This window comes from Paenibacillus sp. SSG-1 (genome assembly GCF_002224835.1).
In the GTDB taxonomy this organism is placed as follows: domain Bacteria; phylum Bacillota; class Bacilli; order Paenibacillales; family Paenibacillaceae; genus Paenibacillus_AQ; species Paenibacillus_AQ favisporus.
The window spans coordinates 3,810,250-3,825,202 of sequence record NZ_MBRK01000001.1 but is presented as its reverse complement, the minus strand read 5'-3'; the positions used below and the strand labels follow the sequence as shown (position 1 = coordinate 3,825,202).

Here is a 14,953-nt window from a genome sequence, read left to right as displayed (position 1 = left end):
TGGCAACTCCCCATATAATGAGAGAAGCGGTTATAGATAGGTGCAGAGATTTTCCTGTGGGGAGGGAGACAATGGAAGCACGGATCGATAAAATCAAACAACAATTACAATCCCAGGGCTATAAGCTGACACCCCAGCGGGAAGCTACCCTTAGAGTACTATTGGAGAATGAAGAAGACCATCTGAGTGCGGAAGACGTATTTATGCTTGTGAAAGAAAAGGCTCCGGAAATCGGTCTGGCAACCGTGTACCGTACCTTGGAGCTGCTGAGTGAGCTGCATGTCGTCGAGAAGATCAACTTTGGCGACGGTGTAGCCAGATACGATCTACGCACCGATACGGCCAAGCATCACCATCATCATATGATCTGCGTGAAATGCGGGAGCATGGATGAGATCCGCGAGGACTGGCTTGGACCGCTGGAAGAGCGGGTTGAACGGGAATTCAATTTCACCGTCTCGGACCACCGTCTTGATTTCCACGGGGTATGCTACCGCTGTAAGGCGAAGGAAGACAACGGCGGCAGCGATGACAAGTAATCATACAACGATTTTATAATATGATCTTGACGATCAAAGCTCTCTGCCCGGCATGCTGCCGGAAGGGGGCTTTTTTGGTCGGGGCGTCCTGGGGCATACATAAGGACAAACGTTCATATGCTGGATATAGCAAGGATGAACGGGAAGGAGAGGCGTCTCCTTCAAGAATGTGAGGTGCTTCCGGGATGATCATTCCGCTGCGAAAATGGCTGTCCGTGCTAAAGTTTCTGATCGTGTTCGTTTCTTTGGCCTATATGTTCTACCATGTGCTGACCCTGTTCACCGCATGGATCACGCCGGTGGACCATTACCGCATTCCGGAGGGGCATGCCGTCAAGGCGTTCCAGTCCGGTGACGGGAAGCAGGATGGTGAGCGGATGGGGGACAGGCTCCGTTTTTATTTTTGGTACGGTGAATAATGCCTCCGGCAGGGGACGTCCGCCCTGCTGTCGAAGTAGAACAGGACGAAGATACGTCAATCCAAAATGAACCCGAAGGAGCTGTTTCACAACATGATGCAGTATGTACAGCCCTTCATTCGGTACATCCGTGAGGAGAAAGGGCTGTCCAGTAACACACTTGAATCGTACACCCGTGATGTCCGTCAGTTTGTGGAATTTGTAGAGGAACGGGGGCTGAACTCGGCGGATCAGGTCAAACGGACGCATATCCAAATGTATTTGAACCTGAAGAAGCAGGAGCGCATGGCCCCGGCTACGCTCGCCCGCAAGCTGGTTTCCGTGCGGTCTTTTATTCATTATTTGATCCGGGAATCCGTCATCCGGCAGGATCCGAGTCTTGGACTCGACGCTCCCCGGCTGGAGAAGAAGCCTCCAAGAGTTTTGTCCATCGGGGAAGTGAACCGGCTGCTGGAAGCCCCCGATGTTTCCGCACCGCAGGGGCTTCGGGACAAAGCCATGCTGGAACTGCTCTACGGTACCGGTTTGAAAGTATCGGAGCTAATCTCCCTGAATGTGGACGATGTCAATTTGGACATGCATTTCCTCCGCTGCACAGGCAGCGCAGGCAAGGAACGGGTGCTTCCGATCAATGGGATTTCGGCCGGGGCGGTCAAGGAGTATATAACCGGAATGCGGGATCCGCTCGTACGGGAAACCTCCTCGGACGACAGAGCCCTGTTTCTGAACCTGACCGGCAGCCGCCTGACGCGCCAAGGATTCTGGAAGGTGTTGAAAAAATACGCCGCCGATGCGGAGATTGAAGGCGAGATTACGCCGCATACGCTCAGGCATTCATTTGCCGCGCACCTGCTGGAGAACGGAGCCGATCTGCGCTCCGTACAGGAGATGCTGGGGCATGCCGATATGGCGACGACTCAAATGTACACCACAAGTACGAAAAGAACGATGAAGGACGTTTATGAAGAGCACCATCCCCGTGGACGGGATCATTCCAATACCGATTAGGAGAGATTATACGCATGTCAACGACACAGCTGAAGCAAATTCAAGAGGCAGCCGCCTTTATCCAGAGCAAGGGAGGCGTTCAACCGGAAGTGGGCCTCATACTCGGTTCCGGTCTCGGAATACTGGCTGACCTGATCCAGGACGGCATATCCATTGCCTACGAGGATATCCCTCATTTTCCGGTGTCGACGGTGGAAGGCCATGCGGGAGAGCTTCTGCTCGGTACGATTGAAGGACGAAGCGTCGTCTTAATGAAGGGACGCTTCCACATGTATGAGGGTTACGGCCCGGAAGTGACGGCTTTCCCGGTAAGGGTCATGAAAGAGCTCGGCGTGAAGAGCCTGCTGGTGACCAATGCGGCCGGCGGAATCAACACGGCTTTCGAGCCGGGAGACCTGATGGTCCTGACCGACCATCTGAACCTGACCGGCCGGAATCCGCTCATCGGCGCGAACGACCCTGCGCTTGGCGTCCGCTTCCCCGATATGTCCGAGGCGTACAGCCGGCGGCTTCGCCAGCTGTTGAAGGACACGGCCGCGTCGAAGAACATTCCGATTCGCGAAGGCGTATATGCCGGTCTGCTTGGACCGACCTACGAAACGCCGGCCGAAATCCGTATGCTGCGCACGCTGGGTGCAGACGCTGTCGGCATGTCGACGGTTTCGGAGACGATCGTGGCCCGGCACGCCGGCCTGGAAGTGCTCGGCATTTCCTGCATCAGCAACATGGCGGCGGGCATTCTGGACCAGCCTTTGTCCCATGAAGAGGTCATGGAAACGACCGAAAGAGTCCGCGAGAAGTTCCTCGGCCTGGTGCTTGCGGTCATCCCTCATATGTAATATGCACGCCCCGTTTATTCAAAGCAGCCCCCGCAGGAGTGATCCTGCGGGGGCTTTTGCATTTTTCAAAAATAATTCGGCGTAAGCCGCCCCTGGCATGGAATATTTTCCTGTGATCCTGACGAAACTGAAAGACAGTAACCATTTCAATTGAACCATATAGACATGAACTAAAGAAACGAAAGTTATAGGCCGTATCAGGCCTTAATAACAGGAAGTTCAATGAAGAAGCTTTAGTTCAATCTATACAATAGGTCAGGAGGGGACTTATTTTGAAAAAAACGATACTGGCGCTCGCGCTGTCCTTCGGGCTGTCCACGGTGGCGCTGCCTTATCTGGGGTATGCCGAAGAAGCGCCAAAAGGCGGTCAGGCTCCGGGCGTGGAGCTGGCGGCGAATGCTAGGTCAGCCATCCTTATGGATGCGGATACGGGAACGGTTATTTATGAGAAGAACAGCCATGATAAACTTCCGCCGGCAAGCATTACGAAAATTATGACCATGCTGCTGACCATGGAGGCCATCGACGAGGGCAAGCTGAAAATGACCGATATGGTCCGGACGAGCGAATATGCGGCATCGATGGGCGGTTCGCAAATATTCCTTGAGCCGGGTGAAGAGATGACGGTCAACGAAATGCTCAAGGGCATCGCAATGGCATCCGGCAACGATGCCTCGGTGGCGATGGCCGAAAAAATCGCCGGAACGGAGCAGGCCTTTGTCCAAATGATGAACGACAAGGCACAGGAGCTGGGGCTGAAGGATACCCATTTCGTGAACTGTAACGGGCTTCCTGCCGAGAACCATTACTCTTCGGCGCACGATATCGCGGTGATCAGCCGTGAACTGTTGAAGCATTCGGAAATTACGAAATACACTGGTTCCTATCAGGATTATTTACGGAAAGATTCCGAAAAGCCCTTCTGGCTCGTGAATACGAACAAGCTGGTCCGCTTCTATACTGGGGCCGACGGTCTCAAAACGGGGTATACCTCCGAGGCGAAGTTCTGCCTCTCGGCTACGGCCAAGAACGGCAACCTGAGAGCGATCGCCGTGGTGCTGGGCGAGCCTAACACCAAGACACGGAACGAAGAAGTGTCCAAAATGTTCGACTATATGTTTGCCCAGTACAGCACGCATACCATTTTCAATCCGGGTGACGTGATGGGTACGGTGAAGGTGAACAAGGGCAATTCGAAGGAACTGACTTTGAAGGCCGGACAAACCTACAGCGTTCTGACAAAGAAAAACGCCAAGGCAGCGGACATCCGCCACGAAATGGTCGTTCCGAAGGAGATCAAGGCTCCGGTCCAACAGGGACAGGTTCTCGGTAAACTGGTCGTCTATGAAGGCGGCAAGGTGCTGAAGGAATTCGAGCTGAAGTCGCCGGAGACGGTGGGCAAGGCCGGATGGTGGAAGCTGTTTAAACGGACGACATCAAAATTGTTTCTTGTAGATTGATAGCGGTTTTCTTCTAGTTTTGTCGTGATGCAGGAATCCGGTTTTACTCCGTAGAAATCGTTGTTCATGACAGGGAGGAGAGTGAGCAAACGTGAATCTGCAAGTGGAAATGGAGCATCACCGCAACATCTTGATTGTGCGCTTATCGGGAGAGCTCGATCACCATACGGCTGACCATGTCCGCATGAAAATGGATGAGACGATCCAGCGCGGACTGACAGACCATCTGGTGCTCAGCCTGAAAAATTTACAGTTCATGGACAGCTCAGGCCTGGGTGTGATCCTCGGAAGGTATAAGCTGATCAAGGCCAAGGGCGGCAAAATGGCGGTGTGCGACGTCAATCCTACCGTCTACCGGCTGCTCGATATGTCCGGCTTGTTCAAAATTATGCCCATTTACGATAACGAGGGTCATGCACTCTCGGGTCTGGAGGTCGTGTCATGAGTAAAGAAAAGGCCATGGAACGCAATTTCATGACGCTCCAATTCGCAGCCAAGTCGGAAAACGAATCGTTCGCTCGTGTGACGGTGGCCGCCTTCATTTCACAGCTGGACCCGACCATGGATGAGCTGAGCGACCTGAAGACGGTCGTTTCCGAAGCGGTGACCAACAGCATCATTCACGGGTACGACAGCGATCCCGAGGGGATCGTCACGATCACTGCGGAAATTGTGGGAGATACCGTCACGCTGACCGTGGAGGATCGGGGAAGAGGCATCGAAGACCTGGAGCTTGCCAAGCAGCCCCTCTATACGTCGAAACCGGAGCTGGAACGGTCGGGCATGGGCTTTACGATCATGGAGAACTTTATGGATGAATTCGAGGTATCCAGCGAGCCCGGTTCCGGAACATCAATCAAGATGAAGAAGAGGATCGAATCTAAGAAAGCTTTGTATAATTAGGGGTTGGGCGCATGGATGCTGATGTGAAGAAAGGTTCGCAGACTTATTTGGATGATGCCGAAGTCAAACGTCTGATCGCACTCAGCCAGACCGGGGACAGCTTGGCCCGCGATACGCTGGTAAACTGCAACATCCGCCTCGTCTGGTCTGTCGTGCAAAGGTTTATGAACCGGGGGTACGAACCCGAGGATCTGTTCCAGATCGGATGCATCGGCCTGCTGAAATCGGTCGACAAATTCGATTTAAGCTATGACGTCAAGTTTTCCACCTATGCTGTTCCGATGATTATCGGCGAGATCCAGCGCTTTCTCCGCGATGACGGAACGCTGAAGGTCAGCCGGTCGCTGAAGGAAATGGCCAACAAGGTACGCAAGAAAAGGGACGAGCTGTCGAAGCACCTGGACCGGCTGCCGACCGTCAAGGAAGTGGCCGAGGAGCTTGGGGTGACGCCGGAGGAAGTTGTGTTCGCCCAAGAGGCCAACAAGCCGCCGACCTCGATCCACGAGACCGTGTTCGAAAATGACGGGGATCCCATTACGCTAATGGACCAGATCGCCGACGAATCCCAGGAACGCTGGTTTGATAAACTGGCGCTGAACGAAGCAATCGACGGCCTGTCGGAGCGGGAAAAGCTGATCGTCTATTTAAGGTACTACCGCGACCAGACCCAATCGGAGGTAGCCACCCGGCTCGGGATATCCCAGGTACAGGTTTCGCGCCTCGAGAAAAAAATACTGCAGCTGATCCGCGATCAGATTGCCCAGTGAACAAGGAACCGTCTTCCGTATGGGAAGGCGGTTCCTTTTTTTGGGCAGCGATGCAAATCGGACTAGAAAGTAGACCTTTTTCCTATACTAACGGTAATTCAGCAGCAAAAGGAGTGATTGGATGTCTGATCACGGATTGCCTACGGTCTACCTGCAGCTGCGCAGCCGCGTACCGATTTCCCATGGAAGGGTCGTGACCCTCGGCCACATCGCCCGGATTTTATGCGACCCCGAGTGGGAATCTTCGCTCCGCAGCCTGGAGCTGGTTCATCCCCATAAGTGGGATGGAAATTTGTTGTTAATTGACATGATGCACATCATACCGAAGATCCAGGAGCTCATTCCGGGCGTCCGCATAGAGTCGATGGGAAACAAGCACTCCCTGGTGGAAGTGGTAAAAAAGGAGAAGAAACCGTCACTGATCCTATTCCTCCTCGTCTGGCTCCTCCTTTTCTTCGGGTCAGCGCTGACGATCATGAATTTCCATGCGGACGTGAACATGCAGGAGGTGCAAATCCGTACGGTGGAAATGGTGACCGGCCGCCGGGATGAGCATCCCTACCTGTTCCAGACGGCTTATTCCTTCGGCATCGGATTTGGCATGGTCGTTTTCTTCAACCATTTATTCAAAAAGAAGTGGAACGAGGAGCCGACCCCGCTGGAAGTGGAAATGTTTCTGTACCAGGAAAATATCGACCAGTACGTCGTTGCCGAGGAATATAAACGGATGAAAACCGCGAGCCGTCAGGGGGATTCGTCTTGATTCTGGTCGGCTGGTTCATCCAAATACTGCTCGGGATTGCCGGGGGAATTGCGGTTGGCGGCGGCGTTATCGCGCTGTTCATCGTCCTCGACATGATTCCAAGGCTGGCTCAACTGACTTCATCCTATAACCGGGTTCACTGGTACGAAGGGGCGATGGTAACGGGGTCGCTGGTCGGGACCGTGTTTGACTTTTGGAACTGGAAACTATCCTTGGGACCGCTGGCGAGCCTCTTGATCGGGCTGTTTAACGGGATATTCGTCGGTATGCTGGCCGCCGCGCTCACCGAAGTGCTCAACGTGCTGCCCATTTTGGCTAAAAGGCTGCAGATGACCCGCTACTTGTTTGGTTTTTTGATGGCGATGGTCACGGGAAAAGTGGCGGGTTCCCTGTTTGACTGGTTTGTTTACAGAAAGTAAGGAGGAACGCTTCGTGAGAGATGACAAGGATCAGGAAATCAACGTAGAGGACCCTGCGGGTATTGCGATGATCATGCAGTACGGGGACGAATCGAAAGAAAAGAAGGAAGACGCTTCTCATCCGTCGGAGGAGGGGAAGGAGCCCCGGAGGACGGCGAGCCGGCGTGAAGGCGGTGAAGAACAGGCTGAGGATGAGCATAAGGCAGCGGGTGACGGCGGAGAAGATAAGCGGATGCAGGAAAAACGCGACCGGGAAAGGTCCGATACGGTCGAGGAATCCATCATCTATTGGCAGGATAAGGATGTCATCCCGGAAAGCCTGGAGACGACCAAAAACACGCTCAAGGAAGTGGTGGGCCTGGGTTCATCCTTTGACATCGTGTTTCGCGAAATGACCCTCGCCGGCCAGAACACGGGATTGTTCTTCATTAACGGCTTTGCCAAAGACAACATCATGCTGGAAATACTGAAGCGGCTTACCTATTTGTCCGCCGACCAGCTTACTTCGGATGCGCTTAAGTCCTTTTTTGAATTTTACATCCCGCATATTCAGGTCGAGATTGTCGACAAGCTCAGCGCGGCAGTCAATAAAGTACTGATGGGGATGTCCGCTCTATTCATCGAGGGAGAACGGGCGTGCATCATTTTAGATACCCGGAATTATCCGGTCCGTAGTCCCGAAGAACCAAGTATAGAACGGGTGGTGCGGGGTGCACGCGACGGGTTCACCGAAACGCTGCTTACCAACATCGCCCTTGTGCGGCGGCGGATCCGCGACCCCGGATTCAAAAGCGAGCTGGTGCAGGTCGGGCGGCGGACGCGGACGGACGTCTGTATTGCCTATATCGACGACATTGTGGATAAGGTTCAAGTGGACTCCATCCGGAAAAAAATCAAAAGTCTCGACATCGACGGGCTTCCCCAAGGCGACAAACAGCTGGAGGAAGCGATTATCAATAAGGGATGGCATCCGTATCCGCTGGTCAGATATTCGGAGAGACCGGACGTGGTCGCTTCGCATATCATGGAAGGCAGGGTAGTGGTGTTCGTGGACACCTCGCCGAGCGTGATGGTCATGCCGACTACGTTTTTCGACCTGTGCCAGCATGCCGAAGAGAACCGGCAGACGGCCTTTATGGGAACCTACCTCAGATGGGTCCGGTTTCTGGGCATTTTCGCCTCCATGTTTCTGCTTCCGCTCTGGATGCTGCTTGTGATCGATCCGCACCTGAAGCCTCCGGAATTAAATTTCATCGGGCCGCACGATACGGGCAAAATTCCGCTTATCGCCCAGTTTCTGCTGGTCGAGTTCGGCGTCGATCTCCTACGATTGGCCGCTGTGCACACGCCGACCCCGCTGGCTTCGGCCATGGGCCTCATCGCAGCGATCCTCGTCGGGGATATCGCGGTGAAAACAGGCTTGTTCGTCAATGAGGTCGTCTTATACATGGCCGTAGCGGCCATCGGCATGTTCGCCACGCCGAGCTATGAGCTGGGGTTGGCCAACCGGATGGTGAGGCTTGTGCTGCTGGTCGCGGTGGCCATTTTCAAAGTGCAGGGATTCGTTGTCGGGACGACGCTGCTGATCCTGCTGCTAACGCTGCACCGGTCTTACAACTCGTCTTATCTATGGCCGTTTATACCTTTTAATGCAAAGGCTCTGTCTGAAGTGCTGCTGCGCTTCCCGGTGCTTGAGAGCAAGAAAAGGCCGTCTTTCAACAAAACGAGGGATAATACGCGGATGGCGAAGAACCCGGACAACCGCGAACAGTCGTAGGAAAACACAAATGTTGTGCAAAAAAATCCATTCATTCTCTTCCCTTGTCTGGTATACTGATGTAAAAGTTCACATGGAATATTTACATTTCCAAGGAAAGCGAAGGGATGCATAATATGTTTCTACATGGTACAAGTAAAATCAATGCGGACGGTCACCTGGAAATCGGTGGCTGTGACGTTACCGAGCTGAAGAAGCAGTATGGTACGCCGCTTTATATCGTCGACGAGGAGCTGGTCCGCACGCGGTGCCGCGAATACGTCGATGCGTTCCGCGCGTCCGGACTGAAATTCCAGGTGGCTTACGCCAGCAAGGCGTTCTGCGTCATGGCCATGTGCCGGATCGCAGAGGAAGAGGACATGTCCCTAGACGTCGTGTCCGACGGCGAATTGTTCACGGCGCTTCAGGCAGGCTTCCCGGCCAAGCGCATCCATTTCCACGGCAACAACAAGACGGTGGAAGAGATGGAAATGGCGATCGACGCCGGCATCGGCTGCTTCGTCGTAGACAATTTTGTTGAGCTGCATGTGCTGGAATCGGTGGCGGCTGAGAAAAAGGTGAAGGTCAACATTTTGCTCCGCGTCACACCAGGGGTTGAAGCTCATACGCATGAATATATTTCAACCGGCCAAACCGACTCGAAATTCGGTTTCGACATCGGTAACGGCTCTGCGTTTGAAGCAGTCAAAGCAGCTGCCGCTCAGGAGCATCTGGAGCTTCTCGGCGTACATTCCCATATCGGGTCGCAGATCTTCGAGGTCGACGGATTTCAGATGGCGGTTCAGCGTGTAGCCGAATTTGCCAAGAGTGTCAAAGAACAGCTGGGCGTGCAGTTCAAAGTAGTGAACCTCGGCGGAGGCTTTGGCATCCGTTACGTTGAAGGCGACACGCCGCTTGAAGTCAGCCAGTACGTGAAGGCGATTACCGACGCGGTGAAAACGCATTTTGCCGAGTGGGGAAGCGAGCTGCCGGAAATTTGGGTGGAACCGGGCCGCAGCATCGTGGGCGATGCGGGGACAACCTTGTACACCGTCGGCACCAGCAAGGATATTCCGGGTGTGCGCAAGTACGTGGCCGTGGATGGCGGCATGACGGACAACCCGCGCCCGGCGCTGTACGAGTCGAAGTATGAGGCCATGCTGGCCAACCGTGCCAACGACAAGCCGGAAGAAACCGTGTCCATAGCCGGCAAATGCTGCGAGAGCGGCGATATGCTGATTTGGGATGCAGAGCTTCCGAAAGTCAATAACGGTGACCTGCTCGCCGTTTCGTGCACAGGGGCCTACAATTATTCGATGGCGAGCAACTACAACCGGATCCGCAAACCGGCGGTCGTGTTCGTGAACCAAGGTCAAAGCGACCTGGTCGTTCGCCGCGAGAGCCTTCAGGATATCATCGGCCACGATGTCATTCCTGAGCGGATCGCAAAGCAGGCTGTGCTTAAGTAAGGAGATGCATTAAGGGGGCAGGCGCTGTTCGCCAGCGCCTCTGGTAAATGAATTGGTGCGCAGTATAAAGGATCATCTCTGTATTGGGGAATGCAGAGGGGTCCTTTTGCGCGTTTATAGAACGAGGAGAAATGCGGAATTATTTTGCTTCGCCCGGGATTTCATAGTAAACTAGAAGATGTCTGTTAACACTCAGGAAAGACATGAAAGGAGTCATTGACATAATGGCCAAGCAAGCAAAAATCACTCTTGAAAACGGCGGCGAAGTGCTGCTCGATCTGTTTGAAAAAGACGCTCCGAACACGGTGGCGAACTTTGAAAAACTGGCAAACTCCGGTTTTTACAACGGTCTGGTGTTCCACCGCGTCATTCCGGGATTCGTTGCGCAGGGCGGATGCCCGAACGGCACCGGTACCGGCGGCCCTGGCTACACAATCAACTGCGAAATCAACCCGAACAAACACGAGCGCGGATCGCTGGCGATGGCACATGCCGGCCGCAACACCGGCGGAAGCCAGTTCTACATCTGCTACCAGCCGCAGCCGCATCTCGACGGACAGCATACCGTATTCGGCAAAGTGACGAAGGGCATGGAATACGTCGACGCGTTCCAAGGCCGCGACGTGATGAAGACGGTCGAAGTATACGAAGCTTAATCTGCGAGTCGCGCACGATTTATCAGCCGCTTTCCCTGTTTCAAAGAGGGACAAGCGGCTTTTTGTTCAGGGCCGGGAAAAGGGGCGTATTGATTTTTTGCCGAGGCAGTGTTAACATTTCCTAGTATAGATGGGGCTTCCACTAGGCAGCCATTCCATCTGACAATTGCATATTGATATTGGTTTTATCCTTCGGGGCAGGGTGAAATTCCCTACCGGCGGTGATGACGCGGCAGCCGATCAGTTCTGGCGCCCGTCTCAGTCCGTGACCCGGACGCTTCGTTTGACGATTAGCGTACGGTGGACCTGGTGCAAATCCGGGACCGACAGTATAGTCTGGATGGGAGAAGGAGAGAAAGCGTGCACTTCAGTTCGGAGTGCAGCTGTCCAATAAGATGTCACGTGTACGTGGTTGTTTTCACATAGTAGAAGGTTGTCCCTGGAGGGACGGCTTCTGTTTACTGATGACTTTACGTTACCGATGACTTATTTGGCTGATCCTGATTTTTGGGATTCTGCAGCCTTATTGGAGTGTATCTGACTTGTCTTTCACAGCCCCGAGGATGGTTTAAGCCATCCCGGGGCTTTTTGCTTTTTTACAAAGACCTAGGGATCCCTGGAGAGTACCGGTTTGAACAGCGCGGAGCCAAAGCTGTGCATGGTATAGTGATTTACCATGGAAATTCCAACATGCGAAGTATCCGCAAAGCGCTCGAAGCCGAGACTTAGCTTTGAGGGGATGTCCCGATTCCGAACAAGGGGGGAGATGAATGGACGGCATCATCAACGATGAATTTTATATGGCGCTTGCGCTCGATATGGCGGAGCGGGCACAGGGTCAGACCGGAATCAATCCGGTTGTCGGCTGCGTTGTCGTTAAAGACGGGGCTATGGTTGGGCTTGGAACGCATTTGCAGCGGGGAACCGCTCATGCGGAAGTACATGCGCTGAATATGGCGGGTGACCGTGCGGAAGGGAGTACGGTCTATGTAACGCTGGAGCCCTGCAGCCATTACGGAAAAACGCCGCCATGCAGCGAACGCCTCATACGCGAGAAGGTGAAGCGGGTCGTCGTGGCCTGCGAAGACCCCAACCCCCAGGTGGCGGGCAGAGGAATCGATCTGCTCCGCCGAAGCGGGATTGAGGTGGAGGTTGGGCTGCTCGGTGACAGGTCCCGCCGCTTGAACGAAAAGTTTATCAAGTATATTACAACCGGGCTTCCCTATTTGACGGTCAAGACAGCAAGCACGCTGGACGGGCGCATCGCGGCCGAATCGGGAGACAGTAAATGGATCACGAACGAAGCGGCCCGGGAGCAGGTTCATACGCTCCGCCACCGGCATCAAGGGATTATGGTTGGTGTAAATACGGTGATCGCGGACAATCCGCAGCTGACCACCCGGCTGCAGGGCGCCATCGGTCTGAATCCTGTGCGGATCATCGTCGATTCCTTACTGCGGATACCGCTTGAGTCGAAGGTGGTTCGGGATGGAGCTGCGCCGACCGTCATTTTGACGACGGAACGCGCCGATCTGGATAAGGCGGAAGCCCTTAAGAAGATCGGCGTAGAAACGATCCGCTGCGGATCAGGCCCGCAGGTCGATCTTCGCCTGGCGATGCAGGAGCTGGGCAAACGTGAGATCGGTTCGATTCTGGTGGAAGGCGGCGGCCGGCTGAACGGTGCCTTGCTGGAGACCCGGCTGATCGACCGGATCGTGCTCTATTTCGCACCGAAAATCGTTGGAGGTCCGGCGGCCCCCGTCAACTTCTCGCTGCGTGGCGCCGACAAGATGGCGGACGCCGTCCGGCTGGAAGACGTAGAGACCGAAGTGCTCGGGGATAACGTCTGTATCAGCGGAAAGCCGGTTTGGCCGGCATGACCTGATCCGGAAAAACGATACTTAACTTTTTAAGGCTGCACACGGTTAACGATATGAATCGTATGAAATACTTCTTTACAGGACAGAAAGGAGCGGTTGCGATGTTTACCGGTTTGGTTGAAGAGGTCGGCGTCATGCGGGGTGTCTCCAGCAAAGGGGAAGCGATGATCCTGCATATTGAGGCCTCCCGGATTATGGGCGATCTCAAAATCGGGGACAGCGTCTCAGTCAATGGCGTCTGCCTCACGGCTGTCGAGATTGGAGCCCGTTCGTTCGCGGTGGACGTCATGCCGCAAACGTACCGCCACTCCAACTTGAAATCGCTGGGGGCCGGAAGCCGGGTGAATTTGGAGCGCGCCATGCAGGTGGGTGCCCGCTTCGGCGGACATATCGTGCAGGGACATGCCGACGGGACGGGGACGATCCGGGCGATGGACCGGGATCAGAATGCGGTGTTGATCGAAGTGGAGCCGGAAGATACCGCTCTGCTCCGCTACATCATCCCGCAAGGATCTATTACCCTGGACGGCATCAGCTTGACGGTAGTCAAGACGAGCGCCAAGACATTCACCGTTTCCATTATCCCGCATACGCTTGCGGAGACAAGTCTGGCAGACAAAAAGCCTGGAAGTGCGCTGAATCTGGAATGCGACATTCTCGGAAAATATGTGGACCATTTGCTTCACTACCGAACAGGGGAAGGGAACGGACGTCCTGAACCTTCGGGAATCAGCATGGAGCTGCTAGCACAACACGGATTTGCATGAGGCAGGCAAGAGGACAGACAGGCCAATAAGCCCATGCAGGAATAGGAGGGAAACCCATGAAGGAGGATTTTGTGTTTGACCGCATTGAAGATGCGGTGTCCGACTTGTCGGCAGGCAAGGTCGTTATCGTCGTGGACGACGAGGACCGCGAGAACGAAGGCGATTTTATCGCCTTGGCGGATCAGGCAACGCCTGAAGTCATCAACTTCATGATCACGGAAGGACGCGGACTGGTCTGCATGCCGATTACCGAGGAAAGAGCCGCTGAGCTCGGCCTGAAGCCGATGGTATCGAACAATACGGACCATCACGGCACGGCTTTTACCGTCTCCATCGACCACAAGGAGACGACGACGGGCATCTCCGCTTATGAGCGGTCCCTGACCGCCAAAGCGCTCGCCGATCCGGAAGCGACCGCAGCCGATTTCCGGCGCCCCGGCCACATGTTTCCGCTGATTGCCAAAACCGGCGGCGTGCTCCGGCGCGCCGGCCATACTGAAGCGGCGGTGGATCTCGCCCGTCTCAGCGGATCGTTCCCGGCCGGGGTGATCTGCGAGATTATCAAAGAGGACGGGACGATGGCACGGCTGCCGGATCTGGTGCAGATCGCCAAGAAACATGGCCTCAAGCTGATCAGCATCAAGGATTTGATCCAGTACCGCAACAATAAGGAAAAGCTCGTTACCCGCGAGGTTTCGGTGCGGATGCCGACGGACTTCGGCGAGTTCCAGGTCGTCGCCTATACGAATGCGGTGGACAATAAAGAGCATTTGGCGCTCGTCAAAGGGGACATCGCATCCGGGGAGCCGGTGCTCACCCGCGTCCATTCCGAATGCCTGACAGGGGACGTGTTCCATTCCCATCGCTGCGATTGCGGCCCGCAGTTTGAAGCCGCACTCCGGCAGATCAACGAAGAAGGCCGCGGCGTGCTGCTGTACATGCGCCAGGAGGGACGCGGCATCGGGCTCCTTAACAAGCTGAGAGCCTATAAGCTCCAGGAAGAGGGCCTTGATACGGTCGATGCCAACCTGAAGCTCGGATTCCCCGCGGATCTTCGCGATTACGGCATCGGAGCTCAAATATTGAAAGATCTCGGCATTCGACAAATTCGGCTGCTGACGAACAATCCGCGCAAAATCAAGGGCCTGGAGGGCTACGGGCTGGAAATCGTCGAGCGCGTGCCGATCCAAATGCAGGCCAATAAGGATAATGAGAACTACTTGCATACGAAGCAAATGAAGCTGGGGCACATGCTGAAGTTTGAGCAGCCCGATTCATTGACGACGACTACCGAATAATTACAGGAGG

At 54.6% G+C, this 14,953-nt stretch carries 16 protein-coding genes and 1 riboswitch; all 16 genes read left to right on the top strand.

The window, feature by feature from the left end; genetic code table 11:
• The first annotated feature begins 71 nt into the window (after nucleotides 1-71).
• The 16 genes from fur to BCV73_RS17610 all read left to right on the top strand — a co-directional run bounded on the left by fur (nucleotide 72) and on the right by BCV73_RS17610 (nucleotide 14,943).
• Nucleotides 72-539 carry a ferric iron uptake transcriptional regulator gene (gene fur / locus BCV73_RS17685; protein ID WP_076170043.1) on the top strand — a complete coding sequence of 156 codons (468 nt, stop codon included), beginning with the start codon at nucleotides 72-74 and terminating at the stop codon, nucleotides 537-539.
• 185 nt (nucleotides 540-724) lie between these two features.
• Nucleotides 725-958 carry a DUF4227 family protein gene (locus tag BCV73_RS17680; RefSeq protein ID WP_089548078.1) on the top strand — a complete coding sequence of 78 codons (234 nt, stop codon included), beginning with the start codon at nucleotides 725-727 and terminating at the stop codon, nucleotides 956-958.
• A 93-nt stretch (nucleotides 959-1,051) separates the two neighbouring features.
• On the top strand, nucleotides 1,052-1,966 hold the full coding sequence (xerD, locus tag BCV73_RS17675) for a site-specific tyrosine recombinase XerD (protein WP_089550300.1): 915 nt from the start codon (nucleotides 1,052-1,054) through the stop codon (nucleotides 1,964-1,966).
• Nucleotides 1,967-1,980: 14 nt separating this feature from the next.
• On the top strand, nucleotides 1,981-2,805 hold the full coding sequence (locus tag BCV73_RS17670) for a purine-nucleoside phosphorylase (protein WP_089548077.1): 825 nt from the start codon (nucleotides 1,981-1,983) through the stop codon (nucleotides 2,803-2,805).
• Nucleotides 2,806-3,077: 272 nt separating this feature from the next.
• Nucleotides 3,078-4,265: a D-alanyl-D-alanine carboxypeptidase family protein gene (locus tag BCV73_RS17665; protein ID WP_089548076.1), complete on the top strand. Its 1,188-nt coding sequence runs from the start codon at nucleotides 3,078-3,080 to the stop codon at nucleotides 4,263-4,265.
• Nucleotides 4,266-4,356: 91 nt separating this feature from the next.
• Nucleotides 4,357-4,710 carry an anti-sigma F factor antagonist gene (gene spoIIAA / locus BCV73_RS17660; protein ID WP_076170047.1) on the top strand — a complete coding sequence of 118 codons (354 nt, stop codon included), beginning with the start codon at nucleotides 4,357-4,359 and terminating at the stop codon, nucleotides 4,708-4,710.
• On the top strand, nucleotides 4,707-5,168 hold the full coding sequence (gene spoIIAB / locus BCV73_RS17655) for an anti-sigma F factor (RefSeq protein ID WP_076170048.1): 462 nt from the start codon (nucleotides 4,707-4,709) through the stop codon (nucleotides 5,166-5,168). The genes spoIIAA and spoIIAB overlap by 4 nt, the downstream gene beginning before the upstream one ends.
• 11 nt (nucleotides 5,169-5,179) lie before the next feature.
• Nucleotides 5,180-5,935: an RNA polymerase sporulation sigma factor SigF gene (sigF, locus tag BCV73_RS17650; protein WP_089548075.1), complete on the top strand. Its 756-nt coding sequence runs from the start codon at nucleotides 5,180-5,182 to the stop codon at nucleotides 5,933-5,935.
• Nucleotides 5,936-6,056: 121 nt separating this feature from the next.
• A complete protein-coding gene (locus tag BCV73_RS17645; RefSeq protein ID WP_076170050.1) occupies nucleotides 6,057-6,698 on the top strand; it encodes a stage V sporulation protein AA in 642 nt (213 codons plus the stop codon).
• Entirely contained in the window at nucleotides 6,695-7,117 is a 423-nt protein-coding gene (locus BCV73_RS17640) for a stage V sporulation protein AB (RefSeq protein WP_076170051.1), read from the top strand. The genes BCV73_RS17645 and BCV73_RS17640 overlap by 4 nt, the downstream gene beginning before the upstream one ends.
• A 67-nt stretch (nucleotides 7,118-7,184) precedes the next feature.
• Nucleotides 7,185-8,894 carry a spore germination protein gene (locus BCV73_RS17635; protein ID WP_481855840.1) on the top strand — a complete coding sequence of 570 codons (1,710 nt, stop codon included), beginning with the start codon at nucleotides 7,185-7,187 and terminating at the stop codon, nucleotides 8,892-8,894.
• A 116-nt stretch (nucleotides 8,895-9,010) separates the two neighbouring features.
• Nucleotides 9,011-10,342, top strand: coding sequence for a diaminopimelate decarboxylase (gene lysA / locus BCV73_RS17630; RefSeq protein ID WP_076170182.1), 1,332 nt, complete (start codon nucleotides 9,011-9,013; stop codon nucleotides 10,340-10,342).
• Nucleotides 10,343-10,566: 224 nt separating this feature from the next.
• On the top strand, nucleotides 10,567-10,998 hold the full coding sequence (locus BCV73_RS17625) for a peptidylprolyl isomerase (RefSeq protein ID WP_076170052.1): 432 nt from the start codon (nucleotides 10,567-10,569) through the stop codon (nucleotides 10,996-10,998).
• A 184-nt stretch (nucleotides 10,999-11,182) separates the two neighbouring features.
• A riboswitch (FMN riboswitch) is annotated at nucleotides 11,183-11,354 on the top strand.
• A 414-nt stretch (nucleotides 11,355-11,768) separates the two neighbouring features.
• Nucleotides 11,769-12,878 (top strand): bifunctional diaminohydroxyphosphoribosylaminopyrimidine deaminase/5-amino-6-(5-phosphoribosylamino)uracil reductase RibD, encoded by a 1,110-nt coding sequence (ribD, locus tag BCV73_RS17620; protein WP_089548074.1) that lies wholly within the window; start codon nucleotides 11,769-11,771, stop codon nucleotides 12,876-12,878.
• 101 nt (nucleotides 12,879-12,979) lie between these two features.
• Nucleotides 12,980-13,645, top strand: a complete 666-nt coding sequence (locus BCV73_RS17615) for a riboflavin synthase (protein ID WP_089548073.1) — start codon at nucleotides 12,980-12,982, stop codon at nucleotides 13,643-13,645.
• Nucleotides 13,646-13,701: 56 nt separating this feature from the next.
• Nucleotides 13,702-14,943 carry a bifunctional 3,4-dihydroxy-2-butanone-4-phosphate synthase/GTP cyclohydrolase II gene (locus BCV73_RS17610; RefSeq protein ID WP_076170055.1) on the top strand — a complete coding sequence of 414 codons (1,242 nt, stop codon included), beginning with the start codon at nucleotides 13,702-13,704 and terminating at the stop codon, nucleotides 14,941-14,943.
• Nucleotides 14,944-14,953 lie beyond the last annotated feature (10 nt).